General features: G+C 73.3%; 28 protein-coding genes. 19 read left to right on the top strand and 9 right to left on the bottom strand.

Translation table 11 applies throughout. From position 1 onward, the window contains the following. Window positions 1–48 precede the first annotated feature (48 nt). From ACFYWL_RS19195 to ACFYWL_RS19185, 3 genes are all read right to left on the bottom strand, one after another. On the bottom strand, window positions 49–1,032 hold the full coding sequence (locus ACFYWL_RS19195; RefSeq protein WP_386974429.1) for an NlpC/P60 family protein: 984 nt from the start codon (window positions 1,030–1,032) through the stop codon (window positions 49–51). Between the two features lie 209 nt (window positions 1,033–1,241). After that, a complete protein-coding gene (locus ACFYWL_RS19190) occupies window positions 1,242–1,568 on the bottom strand; it encodes a DUF3817 domain-containing protein (protein WP_386974426.1) in 327 nt (108 codons plus the stop codon). Between the two features lie 50 nt (window positions 1,569–1,618). Then, window positions 1,619–2,044: a hypothetical protein gene (locus ACFYWL_RS19185; protein WP_386974423.1), complete on the bottom strand. Its 426-nt coding sequence runs from the start codon at window positions 2,042–2,044 to the stop codon at window positions 1,619–1,621. A gap of 121 nt (window positions 2,045–2,165) precedes the next feature. On the opposite strand from ACFYWL_RS19185, the gene ACFYWL_RS19180 reads away from it, so the two are divergent. The 3 genes from ACFYWL_RS19180 (at window position 2,166) to ACFYWL_RS19170 (ending at window position 3,435) form a co-directional block, all read left to right on the top strand. Further along, on the top strand, window positions 2,166–2,480 hold the full coding sequence (locus ACFYWL_RS19180) for a DUF6158 family protein (RefSeq protein ID WP_386974420.1): 315 nt from the start codon (window positions 2,166–2,168) through the stop codon (window positions 2,478–2,480). Further along, entirely contained in the window at window positions 2,480–2,815 is a 336-nt protein-coding gene (locus ACFYWL_RS19175; protein ID WP_386974418.1) for a hypothetical protein, read from the top strand. The genes ACFYWL_RS19180 and ACFYWL_RS19175 overlap by 1 nt, the downstream gene beginning before the upstream one ends. An 83-nt stretch (window positions 2,816–2,898) precedes the next feature. Then, the gene (locus tag ACFYWL_RS19170) at window positions 2,899–3,435 is read left to right on the top strand and encodes a DUF1360 domain-containing protein (protein ID WP_386974415.1); all 537 of its coding nucleotides are present in this window, start codon (window positions 2,899–2,901) and stop codon (window positions 3,433–3,435) included. Window positions 3,436–3,522: 87 nt separating this feature from the next. Here the strand turns inward: ACFYWL_RS19170 and ACFYWL_RS19165 are convergent, their stop codons facing one another. The 3 genes from ACFYWL_RS19165 to ACFYWL_RS19155 form a co-directional block, all read right to left on the bottom strand. After that, window positions 3,523–3,720 carry a hypothetical protein gene (locus ACFYWL_RS19165; RefSeq protein WP_386974413.1) on the bottom strand — a complete coding sequence of 66 codons (198 nt, stop codon included), beginning with the start codon at window positions 3,718–3,720 and terminating at the stop codon, window positions 3,523–3,525. Between the two features lie 33 nt (window positions 3,721–3,753). Further along, complete coding sequence (locus ACFYWL_RS19160; protein ID WP_386974656.1) at window positions 3,754–4,008, bottom strand: hypothetical protein; 255 nt, start codon at window positions 4,006–4,008, stop codon at window positions 3,754–3,756. Between the two features lie 658 nt (window positions 4,009–4,666). Further along, window positions 4,667–5,776 carry a 3-deoxy-7-phosphoheptulonate synthase gene (locus ACFYWL_RS19155; protein WP_386974411.1) on the bottom strand — a complete coding sequence of 370 codons (1,110 nt, stop codon included), beginning with the start codon at window positions 5,774–5,776 and terminating at the stop codon, window positions 4,667–4,669. A gap of 312 nt (window positions 5,777–6,088) precedes the next feature. Between ACFYWL_RS19155 and ACFYWL_RS19150 the strand changes: the two genes are divergently transcribed. The 11 genes from ACFYWL_RS19150 to ACFYWL_RS19100 all read left to right on the top strand — a co-directional run bounded on the left by ACFYWL_RS19150 (window position 6,089) and on the right by ACFYWL_RS19100 (window position 17,425). Continuing rightward, a complete protein-coding gene (locus ACFYWL_RS19150) occupies window positions 6,089–7,243 on the top strand; it encodes an alkaline phosphatase PhoX (RefSeq protein WP_386974409.1) in 1,155 nt (384 codons plus the stop codon). Between the two features lie 26 nt (window positions 7,244–7,269). Next, on the top strand, window positions 7,270–7,485 hold the full coding sequence (locus tag ACFYWL_RS19145; RefSeq protein ID WP_386974406.1) for a hypothetical protein: 216 nt from the start codon (window positions 7,270–7,272) through the stop codon (window positions 7,483–7,485). Window positions 7,486–7,588: 103 nt separating this feature from the next. After that, complete coding sequence (locus tag ACFYWL_RS19140; protein WP_386974403.1) at window positions 7,589–8,881, top strand: M16 family metallopeptidase; 1,293 nt, start codon at window positions 7,589–7,591, stop codon at window positions 8,879–8,881. Further along, on the top strand, window positions 8,878–10,224 hold the full coding sequence (locus ACFYWL_RS19135) for a M16 family metallopeptidase (protein ID WP_386974401.1): 1,347 nt from the start codon (window positions 8,878–8,880) through the stop codon (window positions 10,222–10,224). Before ACFYWL_RS19140 ends, ACFYWL_RS19135 begins: the two co-directional genes overlap by 4 nt. A 78-nt stretch (window positions 10,225–10,302) precedes the next feature. Next, window positions 10,303–11,328, top strand: a complete 1,026-nt coding sequence (locus ACFYWL_RS19130; protein ID WP_386974398.1) for an aspartate-semialdehyde dehydrogenase — start codon at window positions 10,303–10,305, stop codon at window positions 11,326–11,328. Between the two features lie 87 nt (window positions 11,329–11,415). Beyond that, entirely contained in the window at window positions 11,416–11,832 is a 417-nt protein-coding gene (locus ACFYWL_RS19125; protein ID WP_386974395.1) for a CBS domain-containing protein, read from the top strand. A gap of 160 nt (window positions 11,833–11,992) precedes the next feature. Further along, a complete protein-coding gene (locus tag ACFYWL_RS19120) occupies window positions 11,993–12,364 on the top strand; it encodes an SCP2 sterol-binding domain-containing protein (protein WP_386974393.1) in 372 nt (123 codons plus the stop codon). After that, a complete protein-coding gene (locus ACFYWL_RS19115; protein WP_386974391.1) occupies window positions 12,364–14,424 on the top strand; it encodes a glycogen debranching N-terminal domain-containing protein in 2,061 nt (686 codons plus the stop codon). The genes ACFYWL_RS19120 and ACFYWL_RS19115 overlap by 1 nt, the downstream gene beginning before the upstream one ends. An 85-nt stretch (window positions 14,425–14,509) precedes the next feature. Then, entirely contained in the window at window positions 14,510–15,259 is a 750-nt protein-coding gene (locus ACFYWL_RS19110; protein WP_386974389.1) for a lysophospholipid acyltransferase family protein, read from the top strand. Between the two features lie 57 nt (window positions 15,260–15,316). Next, window positions 15,317–16,462 (top strand): hypothetical protein, encoded by a 1,146-nt coding sequence (locus ACFYWL_RS19105; RefSeq protein WP_386974387.1) that lies wholly within the window; start codon window positions 15,317–15,319, stop codon window positions 16,460–16,462. 258 nt (window positions 16,463–16,720) lie between these two features. Then, window positions 16,721–17,425, top strand: a complete 705-nt coding sequence (locus ACFYWL_RS19100) for a dihydrofolate reductase family protein (RefSeq protein WP_386974384.1) — start codon at window positions 16,721–16,723, stop codon at window positions 17,423–17,425. Window positions 17,426–17,781: 356 nt separating this feature from the next. Here the strand turns inward: ACFYWL_RS19100 and ACFYWL_RS19095 are convergent, their stop codons facing one another. Beyond that, entirely contained in the window at window positions 17,782–18,282 is a 501-nt protein-coding gene (locus tag ACFYWL_RS19095; protein WP_386974382.1) for a hypothetical protein, read from the bottom strand. Between the two features lie 96 nt (window positions 18,283–18,378). Here ACFYWL_RS19095 and ACFYWL_RS19090 point away from each other — a divergent pair, with 96 nt between their 5' ends. Beyond that, complete coding sequence (locus tag ACFYWL_RS19090) at window positions 18,379–19,809, top strand: glycoside hydrolase (RefSeq protein ID WP_386974380.1); 1,431 nt, start codon at window positions 18,379–18,381, stop codon at window positions 19,807–19,809. Window positions 19,810–19,957: 148 nt separating this feature from the next. Here the strand turns inward: ACFYWL_RS19090 and ACFYWL_RS19085 are convergent, their stop codons facing one another. Further along, window positions 19,958–20,155 (bottom strand): DUF397 domain-containing protein, encoded by a 198-nt coding sequence (locus ACFYWL_RS19085; RefSeq protein ID WP_386974377.1) that lies wholly within the window; start codon window positions 20,153–20,155, stop codon window positions 19,958–19,960. Beyond that, complete coding sequence (locus ACFYWL_RS19080) at window positions 20,152–21,036, bottom strand: helix-turn-helix domain-containing protein (RefSeq protein ID WP_386974374.1); 885 nt, start codon at window positions 21,034–21,036, stop codon at window positions 20,152–20,154. Before ACFYWL_RS19080 ends, ACFYWL_RS19085 begins: the two co-directional genes overlap by 4 nt. Before the next feature lie 261 nt (window positions 21,037–21,297). Between ACFYWL_RS19080 and ACFYWL_RS19075 the strand changes: the two genes are divergently transcribed. From ACFYWL_RS19075 to ACFYWL_RS19060, 4 genes are all read left to right on the top strand, one after another. Continuing rightward, window positions 21,298–21,594 carry a hypothetical protein gene (locus tag ACFYWL_RS19075; RefSeq protein WP_386974371.1) on the top strand — a complete coding sequence of 99 codons (297 nt, stop codon included), beginning with the start codon at window positions 21,298–21,300 and terminating at the stop codon, window positions 21,592–21,594. Window positions 21,595–21,629: 35 nt separating this feature from the next. Further along, window positions 21,630–21,938 carry a hypothetical protein gene (locus tag ACFYWL_RS19070; protein ID WP_386974654.1) on the top strand — a complete coding sequence of 103 codons (309 nt, stop codon included), beginning with the start codon at window positions 21,630–21,632 and terminating at the stop codon, window positions 21,936–21,938. A gap of 231 nt (window positions 21,939–22,169) precedes the next feature. Next, entirely contained in the window at window positions 22,170–22,961 is a 792-nt protein-coding gene (locus tag ACFYWL_RS19065) for an inositol monophosphatase family protein (protein ID WP_386974368.1), read from the top strand. A gap of 1,197 nt (window positions 22,962–24,158) precedes the next feature. Continuing rightward, entirely contained in the window at window positions 24,159–25,124 is a 966-nt protein-coding gene (locus ACFYWL_RS19060) for an ABC transporter substrate-binding protein (protein WP_386974364.1), read from the top strand. Window positions 25,125–25,159 lie beyond the last annotated feature (35 nt).

The following is a 25,159-nucleotide window of genomic DNA, read 5'->3' as shown; positions in this document are numbered from 1 at the left end:
GCGTCCGATAGGGGGACGCCGGCCGTTCGCCGTCGCGCGGGGAGCTGGTCAGCGGACCCGGCCGTACCCGTAGGGCGGCATCAGGTCGACGGCGCGCTTCTCCACGTGCCGGCCGAAGGTCGGCGCGTGGATCACCTGCCCGTCGCCGACGTAGATGGCCACGTGGCCGAGGCTGTTGTAGAAGACGAGGTCGCCGGGGCGCAGCTCGCTGCGGCTGATGTGGCTGACCACGCCCCACTGCATGCGCGTGTTGTGCGGCAGCGACTTGCCGGCCGCCCGCCAGGCGGCGGAGGTGAGGCCGGAGCAGTCGTACCCGTTGGGGCCGTCGGCGGCCCAGACGTACGGCTTGCCGAGCGCCCCGTACGCGTACCGGACGGCCACGCCGGCCCGGCCCGAGACGGCCGGGGCCTTCTCCCCGGACTTCCCGCCCGAGCGCGCCTTCGGCGGGGTCGGCTCGGTGGCCCGCCCGTACGCCTGCCGGCGCATCTCGTACAGCTCGGCCAGGTCCTTCTCGATCCGCTTGCGGCTGGCGGTGAGCTGCTTCGCCTGCGCGGCCTGCTTCGCGAGCGTCGCGTCCAGCCGCCCCTTCTCGTTGAGCAGCCGGCGCTGGCTCTCGGTGTAGCCGGCGATCCGCTGCTGGCGCTGCCGGCTGAGCTGGTCGAGGGTGTCGAGCCGGTCCAGCAGGGTGCTCGGCCCGCCCGGGCTCAGCAGCGCGTTGGCGGTGTCCAGCCGGCCCGACTTGTACGCGGTGACGGCGATCGTGCCGACGTCCGCCCGGCTCTGCGCGGTCTGCTCCTCCAGCGGCCCGATCCGGGCCGCGAGCTTCGCCGCGGTGGCCTTGTTCGCCTTGATGTCCTCGGCGAGCTTGTTGTAGGACTCGACGACCCGTTCCAGCTCGGTCGAGGACTTCTCGATCCGCTGCGTCAGCTCGGCGGGGGTCGGCTCGGCCCGAGCCGCCGACGCCGGGGCGATCAGCATGGCCACGAGGCCGGCCGTCACCAGTGCGCGCAGCGAATTTCTGAGGGACGACAAGAGCGGAGGGCTCCTCTCCCACCAGCCGGCACGACGTCACGACGCCGCGTCGGCACCGGCCCGGGGCTGTCCGGGTGGACGGCGGTCGACCGGTCCGGCCTGATCAACCTAGCGCGGGACGGAAGTTACCCGCAGGTGAAGCAGGGACGAACGTGGCGAAACGGTCTGCTGGGTCGTGAGGGGCGATCGCGTACGGTGGCGCGGCGCGCTCAGCCGGCCACCGGCTCCGCCGCCGGGGCGGGCTGCGGGGCGAGCCAGCCGCTGACCCGGCGCTCGGCGTAGAAGGAGACGAACGGGACGGTGCCGGCGAGCATCACCAGCAGCATCCGCTTCAGCGGCCAGTCGGCCCGGCGGGACAGGTCGAACGTCGCGGCCAGGTAGAGCATGTAGAGCCAGCCGTGTGCGGTCCCGACGACCGCCACCACGGTCGGCTCGTCGAACCCGTACTTCAGGGGCATGCCGACCAGCACCAGCACGACCAGCGCCACGCCCACGATCCAGGCGATGACGCGGTACCGGGTAAGGGCTCCGCCCACCTTCGTCCGTCCTTCCGAACCGGCCTGCGCCGGATAGTCGCGAACCGGCGTCAGCCGGGATAGTCACCGGGCCGGGCGCCCGGATTGGCGTTCAACCATGCCAGGTAGCGGTTGTAGGCGGCCAGGTCGGCGTCGTCCGCGCCGTCGTCCGGCGCGGCCGGCGCGCGGGACACCCGCACCGGCCGGCGCACCCCGGCGGGGGTGGCGGACGGCGTGGCCGCCGCCACGCGGTCGGCCGTCGCCGGCCCGGCCGGCTCGTCGCCGGGGACCGACCGCAGGGTGTGCCGCAGCTCACGCCACCAGACGAAGAGCACGAACGCGGCGAAGATCGGCCATTCGACCGCGTACCCCCAGCTCAGCGCGTTGCCCTCGGCGGCCCGGGTGATCTGCCACCAGCCCAGCCCGAGGAAGCCGACGACGAGCACGACCATGGCCACGTGGCGGGCGATCCACGCCGGTGTCCAGAGCCGCATCATGGCATCGAGGGTACCGGGCGGCGGCGTGGTCTCCGACGCGGCGTCGTAGTGCCGGTGGTTTGCCGGGGGCTCGGGTGGGCATCCGTCTAGACGCCAGCCCAGACGAGACGAGGGGGGCGACATGACCGAATCAGCCTGGCGGACGACCACCGGCCCGGCCGAGGTTAGCCCGGAGCAGCGGATGCCCGAGTGGGACGGGGACCACCTGCACGACCCGGCCGCCGACGAGGAAGCCGGCATCGACCCGGCCGAGCTCGCCGACGACGACCTGATCCGCGAGATGCACAGTCTGCACCGCACCCGCCTCGACACCCTGCGGCACGCGTCGGACTCGGCGCTCGCCAACCACCTGCGCCGCACGGCGGAGCTGGAGACCGAGTACCTGGCCCGGCACCCGGGGCGGGAGATCGACCCGGCCCGGCTGCGGGACGAGTGATGACCGTACGCGCCCAACGCGGCATGTCGGCGCCGCCCGAGGTGGTGTTCAGCACGGCGACCGACCCGGATCGCGCCGCGGCCTGGCTGCCCGAGCCGCTGCGGTCCGACGGCGACGGCCGCCCCGAGGTCGACGCGGGGGGCCTGCGGGCCTGTTGGCGCAGCGACTCCGCGCCCGGCTGGTCGGCTGAGATCCGGGTCGAGCCGGCCGACGCCGGGGGCGCGCGGGTGTGCCTCGACCTCGCCGGCGCGGCCGGCGGGGCGGAATCCGCGCTCGCCGACGAGACCCTGGCCAACCTCGCCCGCGAGGTGGCCGACAACCTGACCGCCGGCTGAACGGCCGTGCCGAACTGCCGTGCCGGACGGCCGGCGGGCGGGCCCTGGCGGGGCCGCGACGCGCAGACGATGGGGAGAGCGGGTTGACTGAGAGCAGCCTGAAGCAGAAGGTGGCGCGACTGCGCCAGGCGTACGCGCCGCACGAGCACCGCCCGCTGGGCGGCTACCTCGCGGCGATGGGCACCTACGCGGGCGTGACCGCCACGATCGCGGGCCTGGTCCGGGCGACCGGCCGCCCCGTGCCCGAGCGGCCCGCCACCGCCGACGTGGTGCTGCTCGCCATCGCCACGCACAAGCTCAGCCGGCTGCTGTCCAAGGACGCCGTCACCAGCCCGCTGCGCGCCCCGTTCACCCGATACGACCGTCCGATCGGCAGCGGCGAGGTGATGGAGCAGGTCCGCGACTCGGGCAGCCCCACCCGGCACGCCATCGGCGAGCTGTTGAGCTGCCCGTTCTGCCTGGCCGTCTGGGTGGCCACCGGGCTCACCGGCGGGCTCGTCCTGGCCCCCCGGCTGACCCGGCTGGTGGCCACCGCCCTGACCGCGGTCGCGGCGTCCGACTTCCTCCAGATGGGCTACGCCGTGGCCCAGCAGGCGGCCGAGGGTCGCCACAAGGAGTGATCGTCCGCCGTACGTCAGATGCCAAGGAAGGGGGCCGTTACCGGCCCCCTTCCTGCGTTCGCGGCTGCCGCCCCCGGCGCCCCTGCGTCAGCGCTGCATGCCCGACCAGCCGTGCGGCGACTCCGGCTCGCGTTCGTCCTCGTCCTCGCCGGTGATCACGTCCGCGTCGACGGCCGTGGTGTCGTGCTCGTCGGCGAAGTCCGCCTCGGGCGTGGTGTCCTGGCCCGCCGGCGGCTGGCTGAGCGCCTCGACGTGCTTGTGGTGCTGCTCCTGGCGATCGGTCATGTCGCGCTGTCCTCTCGGTTGCCTGGCCGGGCGTCAGGGTGCGGAGCCGCCCAGGAGGTCGGCCGCCTCGTCCACGGCGTACTCGCCCTGGGGGAGGGCGGCGATCCGGGTCAGCAGCGCCGCGGGAAGCTCGGCGGCGACGGCCCGGCGGTAGATGTCCGCCTGGCTGATCCGCTCCTGGCCGCGGTAGACGTCGTCGAGCAGTTCGTCGAGCGGCCGGGTGTCCGGCTCCTCGACCGGCCCGGCGTCGCTCACGGGCGCCACCGTCACGGTTGCGTCGTCGGTCACTGCTTCGTCGGTCACGACGATCAGCTACCCGGGGCGGAAACGACCAAACCCGCAACGGCCGAGCGCTGACATGCGGCCGGGTCGGGCCGGGCAATCGCGCCGGTGGAGTGACGTGCATCACGTTGGCGGCCGGAACACTGGCCGGCCCCCGCCGGTTGTGACGGGTGTCGGTGTGCCCAGTGTCCCCGGGCCTCACCTGAAATGCCTTCGCGGAATACCGCTCGGCTGGAGCCGCGTCGCGCCACGCGCCGAGAGGCGACCTGCACACCGACGCCAGCGGCGCCCCGGCCTCCGGTCGGGGCGCCGCTGGCTTTCCCGCCCCTGCTCTCGCCGCGCCTGGTTGCGCCGTCGGAGTGTGACGCACTGCTACCGGCTCGCCGGCGTCTGCCGGCCGGCGTCCGCCACCCGCTCCCACCCCTTTGCTCTGCACCCGCCGACGCGACGGTTGCGCAGCGTCATCACGCCACCCGGGCCCGGCCCGTGCGGACGGCGAACAAACGCTGTTCAGGCCGGGTGCTGCGCCGGTGGGTGCAGAGCAAAGGGGATGCGGGGGGTGGCGCGGGGTCCGCCGGCCGACACGCAGCGTGAGACCGCCCCGCATCCCTGTCCGCCGGGGACCGCAGTCACCTTCGGTGAACGTGCCGTGCCCCGCTTCGCGTCAGGCGGGGGTGGAGGTCGGGGTGGCGGCGGTGGTGGCCGGGGTGGTGCGGCGGGCGCGGACGGCGGCGGCCAGGGCGTCGAGCACCTCCTCGGTGTCGTCCCAGCCCAGGCAGGCGTCGGTGATCGAGCGGCCGTACTCCAGCTCCCGCGTCGGGTCCAGGTCCTGCCGGCCGGGGAGCAGGAAACTCTCCAGCATGACGCCGACGATGCCGCGCTGGCCGGCGGCGAGCTGGGCCGCGACGTCGGCGGCGACCAGCGGCTGGCGGCGGTGGTCCTTGCCGCTGTTGGCGTGGCTCGCGTCGACCACGACCCGCTCCGGCAGGCCGGCCGCCCGCAACTGCGCCAGCGCCGCGGCGACGGAGGCGGCGTCGTAGTTCGGGCCGTCGTTGCCGCCCCGCAGCACCAGGTGGCCGTCGGCGTTGCCCCGGGTGTGCATGATCGCCGGGGTGCCGGAGACGTCGATGCCGGGGAAGACGTGCGGGACGCCGGCCGCGCGGATCGCGTCCACGGCCGTGCCGATGCTGCCGTCGGGGCGGTTCTTCATGCCGATCGCCATCGACAGCCCGGAGGCGAGCTGCCGGTGCACCTGGCTCTCCACGGTGCGGGCGCCGATCGCGCCCCAGGCGACGGTGTCGGCGATGTACTGCGGGGTGATCGGGTCGAGGAACTCGCAGCCCACCGGCAGGCCCAGCCGCAGCACGTCCAGCAGCAGCGCCCGGGCGGTGCGCAGGCCGGTGTTCACGTCGCCGGAGCCGTCCAGCGCCGGATCGTTGATCAGGCCCTTCCAGCCCACCGTGGAGCGCGGCTTCTCGAAGTACACCCGCATCACGATCAGCAGGTCGTCGGCGAGCCGGTCGGCGACGGCGCGCAGCCGGGCCGCGTACTCCAGGGCGGCGGCCGGGTCGTGCACCGAGCACGGGCCGACCACGACCAGCAGCCGGTCGTCGGCGCGGTCCAGCACCCGGGCGACCGCGCGCCGGCCGTCGAGCACGGCCTCGGTGAGCGCCGCGTCCAGGGGCAGGTGGTGGTGGAGCAGGGCCGGGGTGGTCAACGGCACGACGCGGTCGATCCGCTGGTCGATCACGCGATGGCTGTCCGGGGACGTCACGGTGGGATTCCTTCCGCCGACCGTGCCCCGGGGCCGGCGCCCGAGGTCGAGCCGGCTGCTCGTACGCAAAAGGGCAGGGAATCAGGCCCCTGCCCAGCCGGCTCGAAGAGGAGTGACGTCAGATCACGGTGAAGTCACCGGCTCCTCCAGCCGGCTGTCTAAACCATCGATACGACCGCGTCACGCCGACCAGCCTACCCGACGCGGCGGGAAAGCCTCACCCCGTCGTCGGGAAAGCCTCGCCTTGCGTTCACTTTCATCGATGTATTCGTCGGTAGTTTCGGCGGCACACACCATCGCCTGGAGGTTCGCATGGACCGTCGTACGCTGCTGCGCGCCACCGCCGCGTCGGGGGCCGCCGCCCTCGCCGGCAGCCTCTGGTCGTCCGCCGCGTCGGCCGCTCCCGCCCAGCCCGGGGTGGGTCCGTACGGGCCGCTGGGCGCCGCCGACGGCAACGGCATCCAGCTCCCCGCCGGGTTCACCAGCCGGGTGGTGGCCCGGTCCCGGCAGGCGGTCGCCGGCACCTCGTACGCCTGGCACGACGCCCCCGACGGCGGGGCCTGCTTCCCGGCCGGAACCGGGTGGATCTACGTCTCGAACTCCGAGATCACCCCGGGCGGCGGGGCGTCGGCGGTGCGGTTCGCCGCCGACGGGAGCATCGCCTCGGCGTACCGGATCCTGTCGGGGACCAACCAGAACTGCGCGGGCGGCGCGACCCCGTGGGGCACCTGGCTCTCCTGCGAGGAGGTCAGCCGGGGGTACGTCTACGAGACGTACCCGCAGGGCGGGACGGCGGCGGTGCAGCGCCCGGCGCTGGGCCGGTTCAAGCACGAGGCGGCGGCGGCCGACCCGGTCCGGCAGGTGATCTACCTGACCGAGGACGAGCCGAACGGCTGCTTCTACCGGTTCCGGCCGACCGTCTGGGGCGACCTGTCCGCCGGCACGCTGGAGGTGCTGGTCGCCGGCACCGCCACCAGCGGCCCGGTCACCTGGGCCCGGGTGCCGGACCCGGACGGCTCGCCGACGTACACCCGCCAGCAGGTCTCCGGGGCCAAGCGGTTCGACGGCGGCGAGGGCTGCTGGTACGCCGACGGGACCTGCTGGTTCACCACCAAGGGCGACAACCGGGTCTGGGCGTACGACGCGGTCGCGCAGCGGATCGACCTGGCGTACGACGACTCGCTGGTCACCGGCGGCAGCGCGCCCCTGACCGGGGTGGACAACATCGTCGGGGCCCGCTCCGGCGACCTGTACGTGGCCGAGGACGGCGGCAACATGGAGGTCAACATGATCACTCCGGCCGGGGTCGTCACGCCGTTCCTCCGGGTCACCGGGCAGGGCTCCTCCGAGATCACCGGGCCGGCGTTCTCCCCGGACGGCGCCCGGTTCTACTTCTCCTCCCAGCGGGGCGCCTCCGGCGCGTCGTCGGGCGGGATCACCTACGAGGTGCGCGGCCCGTTCCGCTGAGCCGCCCGCTGGGTAGAGACTCCGGCATGACCCACCAACGCAGCGACGCCGACCGGATCTCCTCCCGCGCCCACCTGCTGCCCGAGGAGGCGGCGGTAGGCAGCGACGACGCGTACGCCCAGGCCGAGGCGATCCTCGACGAGTCCGACCGGCGGGAGGCCGACCGCGCCGCCGCCCCCGACACCGTGCGGGAGCGGCGCACCTCCGACGAGACGGTGACCACGGTCGAGCCCCCGGACTGAGCCCAGCCGGCACGCCGCCGCCCCAGGCCGGCGGCGTGCCGGCTGCGCCGCGCCGACCCACGCGCGTCACGTCTGCGACCTCGGGATCGGATAGCGTCGGGCCATGCCCGACAGCGGTTTCCCCTGGCCGATCGAAACGACCCGACTGGACAACGGCCTGCGTGTGGTGGTGAGCGAGGACCGCACCGCGCCGGCGGTCGCGGTGAACCTCTGGTACGACGTGGGCTCCCGGCACGAGCCCGACGGGCAGACCGGGTTCGCCCACCTCTTCGAGCACCTCATGTTCGAGGGCTCGGTGAACGTGGCGAAGACCGAGCACATGAAGCTCGTCCAGGGCGCCGGCGGCTCGCTGAACGCCACCACCAACCCGGACCGGACGAACTACTTCGAGACCGTCCCGGCGGAGCACCTGGAGCTGGCGCTCTGGCTGGAGGCCGACCGGATGGGCGGCCTGGTGCCGGCGCTGACCCAGGAGACCCTGGACAACCAGCGGGACGTGGTCAAGAACGAGCGCCGCCAGCGCTACGAGAACGTCCCGTACGGCGACGCGTGGCTGCGGCTGCTGCCGCTGCTCTATCCGCCCGGGCACCCCTACCACCACGCGACGATCGGGTCGATGGCCGACCTGAACGCCGCCGACCTGGCCACCTTCCAGGCGTTCCACCGCACGTACTACGCGCCGAACAACGCCGTGCTGACCGTGGTCGGCGACGCCGCCGCGACCGAGGTGTTCGCCCTGGCCGACAAGTATTTCGGCGCGATCCCGGCCCTGGAGTCGATCCCGGCCGCGCCGGACGGCCGGCACGTGCCCCGCGCCGGCGCGCCGGTCGCCGAGACCGTCACCGCCGCCGTGCCCGCGCCCCGCGTGTTCGTCGCGCACCGCACCCACCCGTTCGGCACCCCGGGGTACGACGTGCTGACCGTCCTGGCCACCGTGCTGGGCAGCGGCCGGGGCAGCCGCCTCTACCAGCGCCTCGCCGACGGCGAGCGGCTCGCTCAGCCCGACCTCGTCGGCGCGTACGGGGTGGACCTGCGGCACGCGCCGGCCCCGCTGATCGTCACCGCCACCGCCCGCGACGGGGTGACCGGGGAGCGGCTGGCCGCCGGGGTGGCCGAGGTCGTCGACGAGCTGGCCACCGTGCCGGTCACCGCCGCCGAGCTGGACCGGGCCAAGGCGCTGCTCAGCACCGCGTGGTGGCGGCAGATGTCCACCGTTGACGGCCGCGCCGACACCCTCGGCCGGTACGCCACGCAGTTCGGCGACCCGGCGAGGGCCGCCGAGCGGCTGCCCGCCTGGCTCGCGGTCACCGCCGACCAGATCGCCGAACTCGCCGCCGAGGCGCTGCGCGCCGACGACCGGGTCACCCTGACCTACCTGCCCGAGGAGACCGCATGAGCCTGATCGCCGACCGTCCCGGGCCGGGGCTGGCCCGGCCGTACCGGTTCCCGCAGGTGACGCGCCGCGACGTTGCCGGCGGCCGGGTCGTCGCCGCGCACCTGCCGGGGCAGAACCTGGCCGTGGCGCTGCTGCTGCTCGACGCCGGGGCGGGCCGCGAGCCGGCCGGCCGGGAGGGCCTCGGCGCGGTGCTGGCCAAGGCCCTGGAGGAGGGCACCGCGCAGCGGGACGCCACCGCGTACGCGCTGGCCATCGAGGCGCTCGGCACCGAGCTGGTGACCGGGCTCGACTGGGACTCGTTCCAGGTCAGCGTCCAGGTCCCGGTGGAGCGGCTCGGCGCCGCCGTCGGGCTGCTCGCCGAGGCCGTCCGCACGCCGAAGCTGGACCCGGACGACGTGCGGCGGGTCCGCGACGACGAGGCGACCGCCCTGCGGATGGACTGGGCCAACCCCGGCCCCCGGGCCGAGGCGGCGCTGCGGGCCGACCTGTTCGGCGCGCAGAACCGCTGGGGCCGGCCCATGTACGGCGACCCGGACTCGGTGGCGGCCCTGGACCCGGAGGACGTCACCGTCTTCCACTCCGAGTGGTTCCTGCGCCCCGGCACCCTGGTCGTCGCCGGTGACCTGGACCGGCTCGACCTGGACGCGCTGGGCGCGGCGGCGTTCGCCGGCACCGGCGGCGGCCCGACCCCGGTCGAGGGCCCGATCGACGTGCCGCTGCGCGCCGGGCGGCGGATCATCCTGGTCGACCGTCCCGGGTCGGTGCAGTCCACGCTGCGGCTTGGCCACGCCGCCCCGCACCGCGCGCACCCCGACCACGTGCCGATGGCCCTGGCCGGCACGGTGCTCGGCGGGGCGTTCACCTCCCGGCTCAACCACCTGATCCGCGAGGTGCGCGGCTACACGTACGGCATCCGGGGCGACTTCGCCTCGTCGCGCCGGTTCGGCCGGTTCGCGGTCAGCTCCGGGGTGCAGACGGCCGTGACCGCGCCGGCCCTCGTCGAGGCGGTCGGGGAGATCACCCGTACCCGGGCCGGCGGGGTGACCGAGGACGAGCTGGCGGTGGCCCGCTCGTGGCGGGCCGGGCAGCTCTCGGTCGAGTTGCAGAGCCCCCGGGCGATCGCGTCGGCGCTGACCACCCTTGTCGTGCACGACCTGCCGGACGACTACCACGCCCGGCTGCGCGAGTCGCTGCTCGCCGCCGACGTGGCCGACGTGTCGGCCGCCGCCGCGACCCACCTGCACCCGGAGTCGCTGACCCTGGTGGTCGAGGGCGACGCCGCGGTCATCCGCGACGAGCTGGCGGCCACCGGCCTCGGGGAGATCGTCGACGTCCGGCCGTAGGAGGTGTGACCCGCGTCGCCGCCCGGGCGGTGGGAAAGCCTTCCCGGCCCGGGCGGCGACCTGGGTAGCCTCGCGGGCATGAGGATCGGCATTGTGGGGGCCACCGGCCAGGTCGGTGGCGTGATGCGGCAGGTGCTGGCGGAGCGCGAGTTCCCGGCGGAGCAGGTGCGGTTGTTCGCCTCCGCCCGGTCGGCCGGACGGACCGTGCCGTGGCGCGGCGGCGAGGTGACGATCGAGGACGCGGCCACGGCCGACTACGCGGGCCTGGACATCGTGCTCTTCTCCGCCGGCAAGGGCACCGCCCTGGAGCTCGCCCCCCGGGTCGCCGAGGCCGGCGCGGTGGTGATCGACAACTCGTCGGCGTTCCGGATGGACCCGGACGTGCCGCTGGTCGTTGCCGAGGTCAACCCGCACGCCGCCGCGCGCCGCCCGAAGGGCATCATCGCCAACCCGAACTGCACCACCATGGCCGCGATGCCGGTGCTGCGCCCGCTGCACGCCGAGGCGGAGCTGGTGAGCCTCGTCATCTCCACCTACCAGGCGGTCTCCGGGGCCGGCCTGGCCGGCGTGGCCGAGCTGGAGGAGCAGGTCCGCAAGGTCGCCGAGCAGGCCGCCGGGCTGGCCTTCGACGGCAGCGCCGTCGAGTTCCCCGCCCCCCGGGTCTTCGCCCGGACCATCGCGTTCAACGTGCTCCCGCTCGCCGGCTCGATCGTCGACGACGGCTCGGCGGAGACCGACGAGGAGCAGAAGCTGCGCAACGAGAGCCGCAAGATCCTGGAGATCCCCGGGCTGAAGGTCTCCGGCACCTGCGTCCGGGTGCCCGTCTTCACCGGGCACTCGCTCCAGATCAACGCCCGGTTCGCCCGGCCGATCACCCCGCAGCGGGCCCACGAGCTGCTCGACGGCGCGCCCGGCGTGGCCCTGTCCGACGTGCCGACCCCGTTGCAGGCCGCCGGCCACGACCCGACGTACGTGGGCCGGATCCGCGCAGACGAGACGGTGGAGCACGGCCTGTCCCTGTTCTGCTCCAACGACAACCTGCGCAAGGGTGCCGCCCTCAACGCCGTCCAGCTCGCCGAACTCGTCGCCGCCGACCTGCGCTGACCGTCGGCCGCGCCCCCGTCGCGTGCTGCGTTACCCCGCCGGGGCGGCGGGTAGACGAGGCGGTGCCGACACCGAGAGGGGAGCACCATGACAACGGTCGGAGAGTTCATGACGACCCGGTTGGTGACGATGGACGGCCACGAGACGCTCACCGCCGCCGCGCGGGAGATGCGCGACAGCGCCATCGGCGATGTGGTGGTCACTGCCGGTGACGACGTGGTCGGCATCGTCACGGACCGGGACATCGCGGTCCGGGGCGTCGCCGAGGAGATGGACCCCAACACGACCCGGCTGAACCAGATCACCAGCCGGGACGTGATCACGGTGAGCCAGTACGACGACGCCGTGGCCGCCGCCGACCTCATGCGCACGTACGCCGTACGTCGGCTGCCGGTGATCGACGACGGCCGGCTGGTCGGCCTGGTCTCCATGGGTGACCTCGCGGTCGAGCGGGAACCGCAGTCGGTGCTGGCGGACGTCAGCGCCGACGACCCGAACAACTGACCGTCCGCCGCGGCACGCCGGCCCCCGACCCCGGGGGCCGGCGTCGCGTCGTGCCCGCGCACCGCCGCCTCACCCCATCCGGGCGAGGTTGACCCCGTACCGGACGGGGACCCCTTCCGTGACGTCGAACGCCGCGGGTCGACGGGAGGGGAGGGGCCCGATGCCGGACGCGACCACCAGATTCTTCGAGGACCTGGACCGGCGGGGATACGAGCCGCTGCTGGTCAAGACCTCCGGAACCATCCGCTTCGACCTGCACGAGGGGCCGCAGACCACCCACTGGCTGGTCGCGATCGACCGGGGCCGGATCAGCGTCAGCCGGGAGGACCGGGAGGCCGACACGGTCGTCAACACCAACCCCGTCCTCTTCGAGGACCTCGCCGCCGGCCGGGAGGACGGCATCGCCGCGATCCTGCGCGGGGACATGACGGTCAGCGGCGACGCCCGGCTGGTGGTGCAGGTGGAGCGGCTCTTTCCCGGCCCGCCGACCAGCCAGGGACCGCGCCGGCTGTTCCAGAAGGAGGCACGCTGATGACGGAGGGCAACACGATCCGGATCCTCGACGGCAGCACCTTCGTCGTCTCCGAGGACACCGGCGACATCGAGGCGACCCCCAGCGAGCCCACCGGCATGTTCTCCCTCGACACCCGGTTCCTGTCCCGCTGGGTGCTCACCGTCAACGGCGAACGGCTCAACGCGCTGTCCTACGACGACCTCCAGTACTACGAGGCGCGGTTCTTCCTGGTGCCGGGGATGGCCACCCACTACGTCGACGCGAAGCTGTCGATCATCCGCGAGCGGATGGTCGGCGGCAGCTTCCGCGAGGAGCTCACCATCCTCAACCACGACGAGAAGCCCGTCGACCTGCGGGTCCGGATGGACGCCGGCTCCGACTTCGCCGACCTGTTCCAGGTCAAGGACGAGATCGTCAACAAGAAGGGCGAGCTGTACGCCGAGGCCGAGGCCGACCGGCTGCGCCTGGGCTACCGGCGGGGCAACTTCCGGCGCGAGACGGTCATCTGCTGCTCGCGGACCGCCACGTACGACCGCAACGGCTTCGAGTTCAGCATCCACCTCGAACCGAACGAGCAGTGGAGCACCGGCATCGACGTGCAGACCTTCGCCCTCGGGCCGGGCGGGCGGGACCTGCGGATGGGCGTACGGGCACACGGCACCGAACGGCTGGCCCTCCAGCAGGACCTCGCGGAGTGGATCGCCGCCGCGCCGAAGGTGAACACCGAGTGCGAGCACCTGGCCCGCACGTACCAGCGGAGCCTGGTCGACCTCGCCGCGCTGCGCTTCTCGCCCCTGTCGCTGGGCGGCACCACCCTGCCCGCGGCCGGCCTGCCCTGGTTCATGACGATGTTCGGCCGGGACAGCATCCTGACCTGCCTCCAGGTGCTGCCGTTCGCCCCGGCGCTGTCCAAGACGACGCTGCGCATCCTCGCCTCGTTGCAGGGCACCCGGTTCGACGACTTCCGCGACGAGGACCCCGGGCGCATCCTGCACGAGATGCGCTACGGCGAGACGGCCGCGTTCGAGGAACAACCCCACTCGCCGTACTACGGCTCGGTCGACGCGACGCCGCTGTTCGTGGTGCTGCTCGACGAGTACGAGCGGTGGAGCGGCGACGAGGCGCTGGTGCGGGAGCTGGAGCAGGAGTGCCGGGCCGCGCTGAGGTGGATCGACGACTACGCCGACCTGGTCGGCAACGGCTACATCTGGTACGAGCGGCGCAACACCGACACCGGCCTGGAGAACCAGTGCTGGAAGGACTCCTGGGACTCGATCTCGTACCGCGACGGCACCCTGCTGCCCTTCCCCCGCGCCACCTGCGAGGTGCAGGGGTACGCGTACGACGCGAAGATGCGGGCCGCCCGGATGGCGCGCGAGTTCTGGGGCGACCCCGCGTACGCCGACCGGCTGGAGCGGGAGGCCGCGCAGCTCAAGGAGCGGTTCAACCGGGACTGGTGGGTCGACGACGGCCAGTTCTACGCGCTCGCCCTCGACCCCGACGGCCGCCGGGCCGACGTGCTCAGCTCCAACATCGGCCACCTGCTGTGGAGCGGCATCGTCGACCACGACCGGGCCGGCCGGATCGCCGAGCACCTGGTCGGGCCGAGACTGTTCTCCGGCTGGGGGGTGCGGACGCTGGCCGAGGGGGAGGTCCGCTACAACCCCATCGGCTACCACAACGGCACGATCTGGCCGTTCGACAACTCCTTCATCGCGTGGGGGCTGCGCCGGTACGGCTTCGCCGAGGAGGCCGCCGTCATCGCCAACGGGATCCTCGACGCGGCCCGCTACTTCGACGGGCGGCTGCCGGAGGCGTTCGGCGGCTACCAGCGGGAGCTGACCAAGTTCCCGGTGGAGTACCCGACGGCGTGCAGCCCGCAGGCCTGGTCGACGGGCGCCCCGATGCTGCTGCTGCGCACCATGCTCGGCATCGAGCCGCACGACGGGCACCTGTCGGTCGAGCCGCGCCTGCCCATCGGCATGGGCCGGATCGAGGTGCTGGACATCCCGGGCCGGTGGGGAAAGGTCGACGCGTTCGCCCGGGGCCGGCTGGACCTGCACAACCTGGCCGACTGACGGGGTCTCCCGGGGGTGGCGGCACGCGCGGGACGGGGCGTCGGGCTCTGGCGTGTCCCCACCCCCAGCAGGGTAAAGTCGCCGAATGCCGGAACTCGTGTATCCGCCCGTGATCGCCGCCGCCAAGACGATGTTCCGGGTCCTCGACCTGCGCCTGACCGTCGAGGGCAGCCACCACGTGCCGCGCACCGGCGGCGCGGTGCTGGCCAGCAACCACGTGAGCTACCTGGACTTCATCTTCTGCGGATACGGCGCGCACGCGTCCGGCCGGCTGGTGCGGTTCATGGCCAAGCACGAGGTGTTCGCGCACAAGGTCTCCGGCCCGCTGATGCGCGGCATGAAGCACATCCCGGTCAACCGGCGGGCCGGCGCGGGGTCGTACAGCACGGCGGTCGACGCGCTGCGCCGCGGCGAGGTGGTGGGCGTCTTTCCCGAGGCCACCATCAGCCGCTCGTTCACAGTGAAGGACCTCAAGAACGGGGCGGCCCGGATGGCGCAGGACGCCGCCGTGCCGCTGCTGCCGGTCGCGCTGTGGGGCACCCAGCGGCTGTGGACGAAGGGCCGCCCGCGGACGCTGACCCGCCGGCACACCCCGATCACCATCCTGGTGGGCGAGCCGATCGACCCGGCCGACCACGCCGACGCGAACGCCCTCAGCGCCGAGCTGAAGACCCGGCTGAGCGCCCTCGTCGACCACGCCCAGCGGACGTACCCCGACACCCCGGCCGGGCCGGACGACACCTGGTGGCAGCCGGCCCACCTCGGCGGCACCGCGCCCACGCCGGAGGAGGCCCTCGCGCTCGACCGGGGCGGCCGGCGCGCCGCCACCGCCTGACCGGGGCCGCCCGGCCGGGCCGGCCGCGGGGTGCGCGGCTGTTCTAGCCTCGCGCTCATGTGGAACCTCAAGGGAGGCCGGGGCCGGTCCGTCGACCTGGTCGCGGAGGCCCGCGCGGACGCCGAACGGCGGCACGGCCGACCGCAGGCCCACGCCGCCCCGCAGGCCGAGCGTGGCGCCACGCCGGCGGCCGCCCGGTCCGCCCGCTCGGGGGCGCTGATCGGCGTCCTGCTCGTGCTCGGCCTGGTCGCCTTCCCCATCGCCTCGGTCGTGATCGGCCCCGCCACCCGGGAGCGGATCGAGGGGTACGCGTGCGCGGTCACCGGCTGCACCGGGCCCGGCATGGCCACGGCGGGCTGGCTGCTGATCACCGTGCCGTTCCTCTACGTGGTGACCGCCGTCGCGCTCTGGTCCCGGCTGCCCGCCCGGGCCCGCCTGGCGGTGGTCGTGGTGGCCGTGCCCCTGGTGCTGGGCGCCTACCTCTTCATCCCCGGCCGGCGTCGCGATCTCGACGACCTCCTCGACGGCCCCGCCCGGTACGCGACGGCCACCGGCATCACCTGGGCCTGGGCGGGTCTCGCGCTGGCACTGCTCGCCCTCCTCGTCGTCGCGGTGCTCGCCGACAGCAGGAAGGCGGCGCTGCCGCCCGTCTGGGCGTCGCTGGTTGCGGCCGGGGCGTGCCTGGCCATGCTCGGGGTGGCCCTGGGCCGGGCCGACCCCGTGCCGGTCACCGCCGAGCTGGCGTTGCCCGAGCGCACGTTCACCGCCGCGGGGGACACGCTCACCCGCACGTCGACCGAGGACCGGCGGGGCTGCGCCGGGGTGCTGGCGGGCGACGCGCGGCTGCACGGCTGCGTGCGTACCGTGCGGGGAAGCTGGACCACCGACGACAGTGACGCCGTGGTGCGCCTCGCGGCGGTGCTGTTCCCGACCGAGGCCGTGGCCCGCGAGCGCCGGGGCCCGCTGCGTTCCGGCACCGCGCAGGCCGGGCTCGACGGCGAGACGGTCGACGTGGTGTCGACGTCGGGCAGTTGGGTGCTGTTCGTCAGCGTCGGCCACGCCGACGGGCGGGCGGTCGGCCGCGACGACCGGGGCTACCTGATGTGGGCGGCCAGCCAGGTCGTCTACCGGTTCATCGGCCACCAGGTGGGGCTGCTGGTGGCGCCCACGCCGAAGGACGGCATCGGCCCCCGCACGCCCTGACCTGGCGAGCGGCGCATCCTCACCAGCCGGCAGCCGGCAGCCGGGGGAGGGGGTCCTGCCTGCGGCTCGGGTTCCGCCCGACGGGGGAGCGCAGCGGCGGCCAGACCGTCGGCGAACGCCCTAAGGTGTGACGGTCGTCACGGTGGACTCCTGTCCGTGTTCCCCGGCCGGCTCCGACCGTTGCGTGAGGGGCACCGGAACCGGTGGCCGCAGGGGCACCGGAGCCGGTGGCCGTCCGACGGAGAGGAAGACCGCGAGATGACGAAGGTGACCGCGCAGCTGTCCGTGTCGCTGGACGGCTTTTACGCCGGCCCCCGGCACGCCGGCGACGGCGACTGGATGGACTCGGCCGAGAGCGCCGGCTTCTTCCGGGTCACCCGCTGGGTGACCAACGCGATGGCGTGGCGCGAACGGCAGGGCTTCGCCGGTGGCGAGCGGGACGCCAACTCCGACATCGTCGCCGAGTCCTTCGGCGCGGCCGGCGCGTACGTGATGGGGCGGCGAATGGCCGACGGCGGCGAGATCCCGTGGGGCGAGGAGCCGCCGTTCCGCGCGCCCGTCTTCGTCGTCACCCACCGCCCCCGCGAGACCCTGGTGCGCGGGGGCGGCACCAGCTTCACCTATGTCACCGACGGCGTGGCCAGCGCCGTCGAGCAGGCCCGCGCGGCGGCCGGCGGCCGGGACGTCGCCGTGGCCGGCGGCGGCAGCCTCGTCCGGCAGGTGCTTCGGGCCGGCCTGCTCGACGAGCTGGAACTGCACATCGTGCCGGTCGTGCTCGGCGCGGGGCTGCGGCTGCTCGACGCCGACCTCGACCTGGGGGAGAAGGAGGCGATCGAGCTGACCCCGACGCGGGTCGTCGCCACGCCGGAGGTCACCCACATCCGGTACGCGGTGCGCGGTCGCGCCCCCCTCGTGCTCGACGACCGGGGCAGCGGCGGCGGCCCGACGACGACCGTCGCCTGACGCCCGCTGGCCTGGCGCCCGCTGGCCTGATGCCTGCTCGCCTGATGCCTGCTCGCCTGACGCCCGCTCGCCTGGCACCCGCTCGCCTGACGCCTGCTCGCCTGGCGGCGGCCCGACAAGATCGTGCTCGATCAGGGAATGAGTGGTCCCACTCCCCGTCAGTGGCCACTCTTTCCGGGATCGAGCACGATCTTCGGCCCGCGAGGCGCGAGCGCCTTCGGGGGCCCTCCGTTGACGGGACGCCGGCTGGCCGCCGCCGCCGTTTCCCCGGACCTTGGACACTTGCTGTTCGTGGCGTACGTCAGGTGTCCAAGATCCGGGTGGGTGAGGCGCGGTCGCTCGGGGCGGAGTGGTGGCTAGACCGGGAAGTAGACCTCGACTGCGGTGAAACCGCCGGCCACGTCGCACGTCTCGCCGAACCCGAACGTGCGGGTGGTGCCCGCCGAGGCGGTGCGCGTCTCGTCGAAGTAGCAACTGAGGTTGCCGTTGTAGCCGATGAACTCGACCGTGCGCGAGGCGCTGACCGCCTTCACGTAGCCGGTGATGTCCAGGCTGCGGTTGTAGAAGGTGATGGTGCCTTCGGTGATCGACGCGCCGTAGGGGATACGGAAGGGCTGGGTGGTCGAGTCGGCCACCACGATCGTGGCCACGTGGACGCGGCCCGGCACGGTGGTCTGCGCTGCCGCACCGGTCTGCGCTGCCGCACCGGTCTGCGCTGCCGTACCGGCCTGCGCTGCCGTACCGGCCCGGGCCGGCGCGGCGGCCTGAGCCGGCGTGGCCGTGGCGGTGACGAGGGCGGCCGTGGCGGCCAGGGCCCCCGCCAGCTTTCCGATCTTCCTGTGCGCGGTGGTTCGCATTTCTGCTCCCGTCTCAGAAGATTCGATACCCGACGACTAGCGTCAATGTCTGTAGTATGCCCGAAGTGTCTCCCGCGCGACGTCAAGGAGAACTTCGTGTTTCGATCCCGCATGGTCGCCAGCGCTGTCGCCGCCGCCGTCGCGGCCGTCACCGTCCTGGCCGGCCCGCCCGCCCACGCCGGCCTCCGACCCGGTCCACAATTGAGCCTCGACCTCGACCGCGCCGAGATCCACCAGAGCATCGACGGCTTCGGCTACTCGATCGCCTTCCAGCGCGCCACGCTGGTGCACGACCTGTCCGAGGCGAAGCGCGCGGAGGTCCTCGACCTGCTCCTCGACCGGCGCAAGGGCGCCGCGCCGACGATCCTGCGGCTCGGCATCGGCTCGTCGGCCACCGACGTGTACGACAACATGCTGTCCATCCAGCCGACCGACCCGGGCGGGCCGGCGGCCACCCCGAACTACCGGTGGGACGGCTGGGACGGCGGCCAGGTGTGGTACGCCAAGGAGGCGCGCAAGCGCGGCATCAACCGGTTCTACGCCGACGCGTGGAGCGCACCGGGATACATGAAGGACAACGGCACCGACGCCAACGGCGGCAGCCTCTGCGGCCTGTCGGGCGTGACCTGCGCCAGCGGCGACTGGCGGGAGGCGTACGCGCGCTATCTCGTGCAGTACGCCAGGTTCTACCGGCAGGAGGGCATCCGGATCGACGAGATCGGGTTCACCAACGAACCCGACTGGACGGCCCCGTACGCCTCGATGCGCTTCACCCCGGCGCAGGCCGCCGAGTTCGTGAAGGTCCTCGGCCCCGTCGCCGAGCAGGCCGGGGTGGGGCTGGCCTGCTGCGACTCGTTCGGCTGGCAGCAGTCGGATTCCTACGCGCAGGCGATCGAGGCGGACCCGGAGGCCCGCCGCCACCTGGACCTGTTCACCGGGCACGGCTACGCCAGCCCCTCGGATCGCCCGCTGCCGACCACGGCACGCACCTGGATGACGGAGTGGGCCCCGTCGAGCACCGCCGACGGCTGGAACGAGGCGTGGGACAGCGGCAAGGGCACCGACGGCATCGCGGTCGCCCAGCGCATCCACGACACCCTCGCCAAGGCCGACGCCAGCGCCTTCGTCTACTGGCTCGGGTCGTCCCGAGGCGGGACGGCGGCCCTCGTGCAGGTCGACAACGCCACCGACAGCTACCGGGTGTCCTCCCGGCTGTACGCCTTCGCCGCGTACAGCAGGTTCATCCGGCCCGGCGCGGTGCGGATTGGCGTCGACGGCGCGCCGGCGGGCCTGGCGGTGTCGGCCTACCGCAACGCCGACGGCACCGAGGTGGTGCAGGTCATCAACAACTCGACCGAGACCGTGCGGACCACAGTCGACCTGCGGAGGCCGACCGCCTACCTCACCGACTCGACGCACAGGCTGGAGAAGGTCGACGGGCTCGTCTCGGGGCGCGGCGCGCACCCGACGGTCGAGCTGCCGCCGCGCTCGCTGACCACTTTGGTCGGGCACCCCGGGCGAAACTGACCCGTCCCGCATCCGTCGTGGCTTCGGGGCCGCCCGCCGGCAGGGTGGGCGGCCCCGGTCGCGGCTACAACCCCGGTCGCGGCTACAACCCCGGTCGCGGCCCGGCCTCGGCCCTCAGCTCTGGTCGCGGTCGCGGCCCCGGTCGCGGTCAGCGCGGCGTGTGCCGCACCCGGCCCACGAAGGTGGTCCAGGCCGTCGGGGCGAACCGGAGCGCCGGCCCGGCCGGGTCCTTGCTGTCGCGTACGCCCACGACGCCCGGCAGGTTGGCGGCCACCTCGACGCAGTTGCCGCCGCTGCCGCCGCTGCGGGTGCTCTTGCGCCAGACGGCACCGGCAAGGTCAGTCATGCGCGCTCCTCGATGATCATGTTGATCATTTTTTCTGATTCTGCCTCATCCGAGGCGAGCGTTTCCAGGTCGGACCAGACATGCTCGTAGGCGGCGACCTCGGCCGGCCGGTCGAGGTAGAGCGCGCCGGTGATGTTCTCCAGGTAGACGGTCGTCGGCTCGGTGGCGGCCCGGCCGAACGCCTGCGGGAAGTCCAGCACCACGAAGGTGCCCGTCTCGCTGGCCAGCGGCGGGCCGGCGGCCAGCGGGAGGATGCGCAGGCTGACGTTGGGCAGCGCGGCCATGTCGAGCAGGTGGCGCAACTGCCCGGTCATCGCCCGCCGGTCGGGGATGGTGCGGCGCAGCACGGCCTCGCTGAGCACCGCCTTCAGCGTGGGCGCGCTGGGCAGCCGCCGGGTCAGCACGTGCTGGCGGTGCATCCGCACCTCGACGAGCTTCTCCCGCTCGACCTCGCTCATCGTGGGATTCTTGCGGCGGAAGAGTTCGGCGGCGTATTCGCGGGTCTGGAGCAGCCCCGGGATCAGTTCGGCGTCGTAATGGCGCATGAGGGCGGCGGTCGATTCCAGCCCGACGTAGAGGGAGAACCAGGGCGGGACAATTTCGCCGTACGAGTGCCACCAGCCCTTGGCGCGGGTCTCCTTCGCCAGGCCGGTGACGATCGCCTTCATGTCCTCCGGCGCGCGGTATATCTCGCACATGGCGCGGGCGTCCACCACCCGCACCGGAACGAGTCCCTTCTCGATGCGCCACACCTTCTGCCGCGAGCAGTCCAGCCCCTCGGCGGCGGCGTCCAGCGAGACCGAGGCGTCCTCGCGAAGCTGCGTGAGCAGCCTGCCGAGCTGCCGCCGGGGGACCGTCGACCCGCTTGTTTCATCCGTCATGCAACATCACCGCGGTTTCCCTGCAACATGCCGATCCTCTTCCCGCGCATTTGTCTCCTCCATTCCTCGGGGGGTGATTCGAATTGAGGCTAGAGGGGGTGGGTTGTGTTGCGCAAGGTGGTGGTCGGGTAACAGGATGTCGAATGTCGGCAGGTGGCGAGGGGCGTCAGAAATGGCGTCGGCAATAGCCCGCTGTCCCGCTCGTAGCGAGTCACGCGCGGGCGGGGCGGCGCTATTCTTCGGAAAGGACGCCGGGTGCGCGTGACGTACGAGGAATACGTGGTCGCCGTCGCCCTGACCCTGGCCCGCCGGCACCGGCCGGTCTGGAGCTGGAAACGCTGGCGCAGGGTGTGCCGCTGCGGCGCGGAGCTGCCCTGCCACGCCCGGCACCGCATCCCGATCGGCCGCGCGCACTGGCCGGGGGAGGGCAGCGGCCGGCCCGGGCCGGGGCAGGTTGTTCGGCCCGGGCCGGGGGACGTTGTTCGGCCCAGGCCGGGGCAGGGCGGCCGGCTGCGGCCCGGGGAGGGACGTCGGCGCGGGTCGGGGGAGGGGTCGTGACCGGCGGTCGCCGGGTGCCGGCGACGGGCGCGCCGCTGCCGAAGCCGGGCGACCTGGTGCAGGTGAGCCGGGCCGCCAGCGTGCAGTTCGTCGAGCCGATCAGGCGCCGGGTCATCCGGGTGCTCGACTGGATCACCTTCGACGGCTGGGTGTGGCTCGACGTGTACCAGCTCGACGGCAAGGGCGATGCCGTCGCCCGCCGGTCGATCTTCGTGCGGCCGGCGGGGCTGCGCATGCTGCGGCCTGCCCCTGCCCCTGCGCCCCGCCCAGCCCCCGGCCGGCCTGCGACTGGCGGCGGCGTGGCATCCAGACGAGTCGTCCCGAACGCCGGCCAACGGTCGTAGCCGCCCCCCGCCTCCCCGCCCCCCGCCTCCCCGCCCCCCGCCCTCCCGCGGCGATCATGCAGTTGCGGCCCGGGCAAAAGGGGTGAAGCGCCCTTCCGTGGGGCCGAAAGTGCAAGATCGACGCGGGCGGGGGTGGGGGCGCGGGCGGCGGAGGGGAGGGGCGGGGGTGGGGGTGGGGAGCGGGGTGCTGGTGGGGGCTGGAGGTCGGCGCTACCCGTCTAGGGTGGATTCATGTCGATCACCGATGAGGCGCTGGTCCTCGACGCGGCGAAAGCCGGTGCTGCGGTCGTCCGGTCCCACTACGGATCAGCGCTGGGGCGCATCGACAAGGCCGGAGGCGACTTCGCCACCACCGCCGACATCGCTGCCGAGGCGGCCATCGTCGACGTCCTGCGCGCCGCGCGTCCGGACGATGTCGTGCTCGGTGAGGAAGGCGGACGTACGGGCCGGGAGGGGAACGGCCGAGTGTGGCTGGTCGACCCGCTGTGCGGAACGGTGAACTACGCCGCGAGGAACATGCTGGTCTCGGTCAACGTGGCGCTACAGATCGGCGCGACGGTGGCCGTGGCCGCCTCGGCGGACCCGTTCGCCGAGGAGGTGTTCTGGACCGACGGCGACGCCGCGTATGTGCGCCGCCGGGACGTGGACGAGCGACTCGTCCCGTCGGCCGAGTCCAGGCTGGTCGACGTCAACCTCGACCCGCCGTTCCCGAACAGGGACACCTTCATGGCCGCCCGCATGCTGGCCGACGAGGGCTTCATCGAGCAGTTCCGCCCCCGCGTGGTGTCCACGACCCTGGCCGTGGCCTGGGTCGCCGCCGGACGCCGCGCCGCGTACGTCACGGATGGCCACCTGCGCGACAGCGTCCACTTCGCCGCCGGGATCGCCCTCTGCCGGGCGGCCGGTTGCGTCGTCACCGGGATCGACGGCCGGCCGCTGCACACGGGCGCCGGCGGGCTTGTCGTAGCCGCCGACGAGCGGACGCATGCCGCCTTGCTGGCCCTCATCCGTGGCGGCGCGTGAGCCTCGGTGGCTCCCGCGCCCACGATCTCCGGCGCACGTGCGCCATGTTCCCGCTCGTCCTCGGGGGCGCGCAGGAACGCCTGGAGCAGCGCCTCCTGTTCCGCCGCCGCGGCCGTCGCCTCCGGCAGCGCTGTCTTCCCGATCCCGGCTCGCCGTCGTGCCGGTGGCAGTACCGAGACCGCCGGGCGGGGCCGACCGCAGGTGGTGTCCCGGACGTCGCCGGCCGCCGCGCGTACTGGGGTGGGGGAACCGATCCGCCTGCCCGGCTGGGGTTTCGGGAGCGGGTTCGGCCTCCGTGCGCCGGGGCCTCCCGGGCTGGAGATGCAGGTACGTCGCGTCAGCCACCGACTCGCCTTCGACGGCGAGGGGTGTGCCGGGGCCGCGCGTCGTGCTGCTCAGCGTCTCGTGCCCCTTCGACCGCCAGCGCCGGTCCGCTCACCACGTGGGCAAGCTGAGCGGTGGCCGGTGCGAATGGCCCAGCCGGAGGTGGGCAGGGTGCTCCGAAACGCGGGGATCCCGATCAGAACGGGACGAGCGCCTTCCCGGCCCCGGTGCCGGGGCGGATGGCGGGGAACTCCGGCCCCTTCCAATGGCCGATCGGCACGCGGGAGATGGCTGGAACTGCCTCGGGGGGCGTCTCCAAGCTCATGTCCACTCCCGGATCGACGGGCCGGCGCTATCTGCTGGAGAAGCTAGCCGCTGCCGCCTGCCCCGTCAACCGGTGAGGACGTATCGTTACGCCTGCTCACCGCGTCTGTCGGAAGTGGGAGCGGCCGGCTCCATCTGGCTCGCGTCTTCACGCGATGCGAGATCCCATTCCGCATCTTGACAGCCTTCGTGGTGCCACGTACGTTCGCTCCAAGTCGGCGAGGCGTCAGGGTGCTGCTGGGGTGCAGCCCGACAGCCTGCACCGACCGGCGACCAACCTGCTCGGCCATGCCGTGAATCCACCGGGGCCCCCGCGGCGTCGGGCCGGCTCCAGCCGAAGCGGGCACGCGGTCACCCACCCCCTTCCAAGCCAGGGCAAGACACGTCGGATCGAGACCGCAGGGCGATTGCATGCGCCAGGCGGGCGAGTTCGCAGCGGTGGAGCCCAGATCGCGCCGTAACCGACAAGCGCCTACCCGCCACCAATACCCGCCGTTGCCAGCAGTGGTGGGAATGCCGGGTCACATGCGAACACATAGGAGTGACAAGATGATTTCACGACGTATCGGCGCGGCGGCGGCCGTCACCGCCCTGCTTTTCGTGAGCGCCTGCGGCGGGGGCGAGGACGCCGCCGACGCCGCGAACGCCACGACGAAGGTCTCCGTCACGACGTTCGGCTGCGAGATCTGGAACACCTGGGCGATCTCGAAAGGCGTATACGCGAAACACCGCCTCGACGTCGAGCTGGTCCGGTCCGGGGGCGGGTCGGCGGCCGTGGCCGCGGTGCTCTCCGGGGCGGCCGACTTCGGCTACGTCAACGGATACACCGCCATCAACGCCTACAACACCGGCTTCCCGATCCAGATGGTGTCCGGCGCGAACATCAACGCGCTGCCGCCGGCCAAGCCCGCGCAGGGCGTCTTCGTCGGCAAGGACTCCCCGATCAAGTCGCCCGCCGACCTCGCCGGCAAGAAGATCGCGGTCAACGAGATCAACGGTATCAACCAGATCGTGACCGCGAGCTGGCTGAAGGCCAACGGGGTCGAGCCGGAGAGCGTCAGCTTCGTGGCGCTGCCCTTCGCCGAGCAGATTCCCGCAGTGCTCAGCGGCCGGGTCGACGCGGCCCAACTCGGCTACTCGCTGCTCGGCAACAACAACGACGGCGTACGCAGCCTGGCGGACCCCTTCGCCAGCAGCAACAAGGTCTACATCGCGACCTACGTCGCCGCCAAGAACTTCGTGGCCAAGGGCGACGCGGCGAAGCGCTTCCACGAGGCGATGACCGAGACCGCCCAGCAGCTCAACGACCCGGCCAACAAGGACGAGTCGTTCCGGTTGCTCTCCGAGTGCCAGAAGGTGCCGGCGGAGACCCTCGCCGCCCAGCCGCAGAACGCCATCGAGGCCGCCGTCGACCTCGGCGCGCTGGACCGGATGGCGCAGCAGATGGTCGACCTCAAGATGATGCAGAAGAAGCCCGATCTTGAGCCCTTCGTCACCGACTTCGCCCGGTCCTGAACCGTCTGCCGGCGACCGACCGACCGTCAAGGGAG

The organism is Micromonospora sp. NPDC002575 (genome assembly GCF_042889525.1).
Classification (GTDB): Bacteria; Actinomycetota; Actinomycetes; order Mycobacteriales; family Micromonosporaceae; genus Micromonospora; species Micromonospora carbonacea.
This window is presented reverse-complemented; position numbering and strand designations above follow the sequence as displayed.

Excerpts from the sequence above, each read along its gene's own strand:
- ACFYWL_RS19175 (WP_386974418.1), top strand. The coding sequence starts at position 2,480 with ATGACCGTACGCGCCCAACGCGGCATGTCGGCGCCGCCCGAGGTGGTG.
- ACFYWL_RS19150 (WP_386974409.1), top strand. The coding sequence starts at position 6,089 with ATGGACCGTCGTACGCTGCTGCGCGCCACCGCCGCGTCGGGGGCCGCC.
- ACFYWL_RS19100 (WP_386974384.1), top strand. The coding sequence starts at position 16,721 with ATGACGAAGGTGACCGCGCAGCTGTCCGTGTCGCTGGACGGCTTTTAC.
- ACFYWL_RS19105 (WP_386974387.1), top strand. The coding sequence starts at position 15,317 with ATGTGGAACCTCAAGGGAGGCCGGGGCCGGTCCGTCGACCTGGTCGCG.
- ACFYWL_RS19145 (WP_386974406.1), top strand. The coding sequence starts at position 7,270 with ATGACCCACCAACGCAGCGACGCCGACCGGATCTCCTCCCGCGCCCAC.
- ACFYWL_RS19120 (WP_386974393.1), top strand. The coding sequence starts at position 11,993 with ATGCCGGACGCGACCACCAGATTCTTCGAGGACCTGGACCGGCGGGGA.
- ACFYWL_RS19125 (WP_386974395.1), top strand. The coding sequence starts at position 11,416 with ATGACAACGGTCGGAGAGTTCATGACGACCCGGTTGGTGACGATGGAC.
- ACFYWL_RS19130 (WP_386974398.1), top strand. The coding sequence starts at position 10,303 with ATGAGGATCGGCATTGTGGGGGCCACCGGCCAGGTCGGTGGCGTGATG.
- ACFYWL_RS19140 (WP_386974403.1), top strand. The coding sequence starts at position 7,589 with ATGCCCGACAGCGGTTTCCCCTGGCCGATCGAAACGACCCGACTGGAC.
- ACFYWL_RS19180 (WP_386974420.1), top strand. The coding sequence starts at position 2,166 with ATGACCGAATCAGCCTGGCGGACGACCACCGGCCCGGCCGAGGTTAGC.
- ACFYWL_RS19080 (WP_386974374.1), bottom strand. The coding sequence starts at position 21,036 with ATGACGGATGAAACAAGCGGGTCGACGGTCCCCCGGCGGCAGCTCGGC.
- ACFYWL_RS19115 (WP_386974391.1), top strand. The coding sequence starts at position 12,364 with ATGACGGAGGGCAACACGATCCGGATCCTCGACGGCAGCACCTTCGTC.
- ACFYWL_RS19060 (WP_386974364.1), top strand. The coding sequence starts at position 24,159 with ATGATTTCACGACGTATCGGCGCGGCGGCGGCCGTCACCGCCCTGCTT.
- ACFYWL_RS19085 (WP_386974377.1), bottom strand. The coding sequence starts at position 20,155 with ATGACTGACCTTGCCGGTGCCGTCTGGCGCAAGAGCACCCGCAGCGGC.
- ACFYWL_RS19165 (WP_386974413.1), bottom strand. The coding sequence starts at position 3,720 with ATGACCGATCGCCAGGAGCAGCACCACAAGCACGTCGAGGCGCTCAGC.
- ACFYWL_RS19095 (WP_386974382.1), bottom strand. The coding sequence starts at position 18,282 with ATGCGAACCACCGCGCACAGGAAGATCGGAAAGCTGGCGGGGGCCCTG.
- ACFYWL_RS19065 (WP_386974368.1), top strand. The coding sequence starts at position 22,170 with ATGTCGATCACCGATGAGGCGCTGGTCCTCGACGCGGCGAAAGCCGGT.
- ACFYWL_RS19185 (WP_386974423.1), bottom strand. The coding sequence starts at position 2,044 with ATGATGCGGCTCTGGACACCGGCGTGGATCGCCCGCCACGTGGCCATG.
- ACFYWL_RS19135 (WP_386974401.1), top strand. The coding sequence starts at position 8,878 with ATGAGCCTGATCGCCGACCGTCCCGGGCCGGGGCTGGCCCGGCCGTAC.
- ACFYWL_RS19110 (WP_386974389.1), top strand. The coding sequence starts at position 14,510 with ATGCCGGAACTCGTGTATCCGCCCGTGATCGCCGCCGCCAAGACGATG.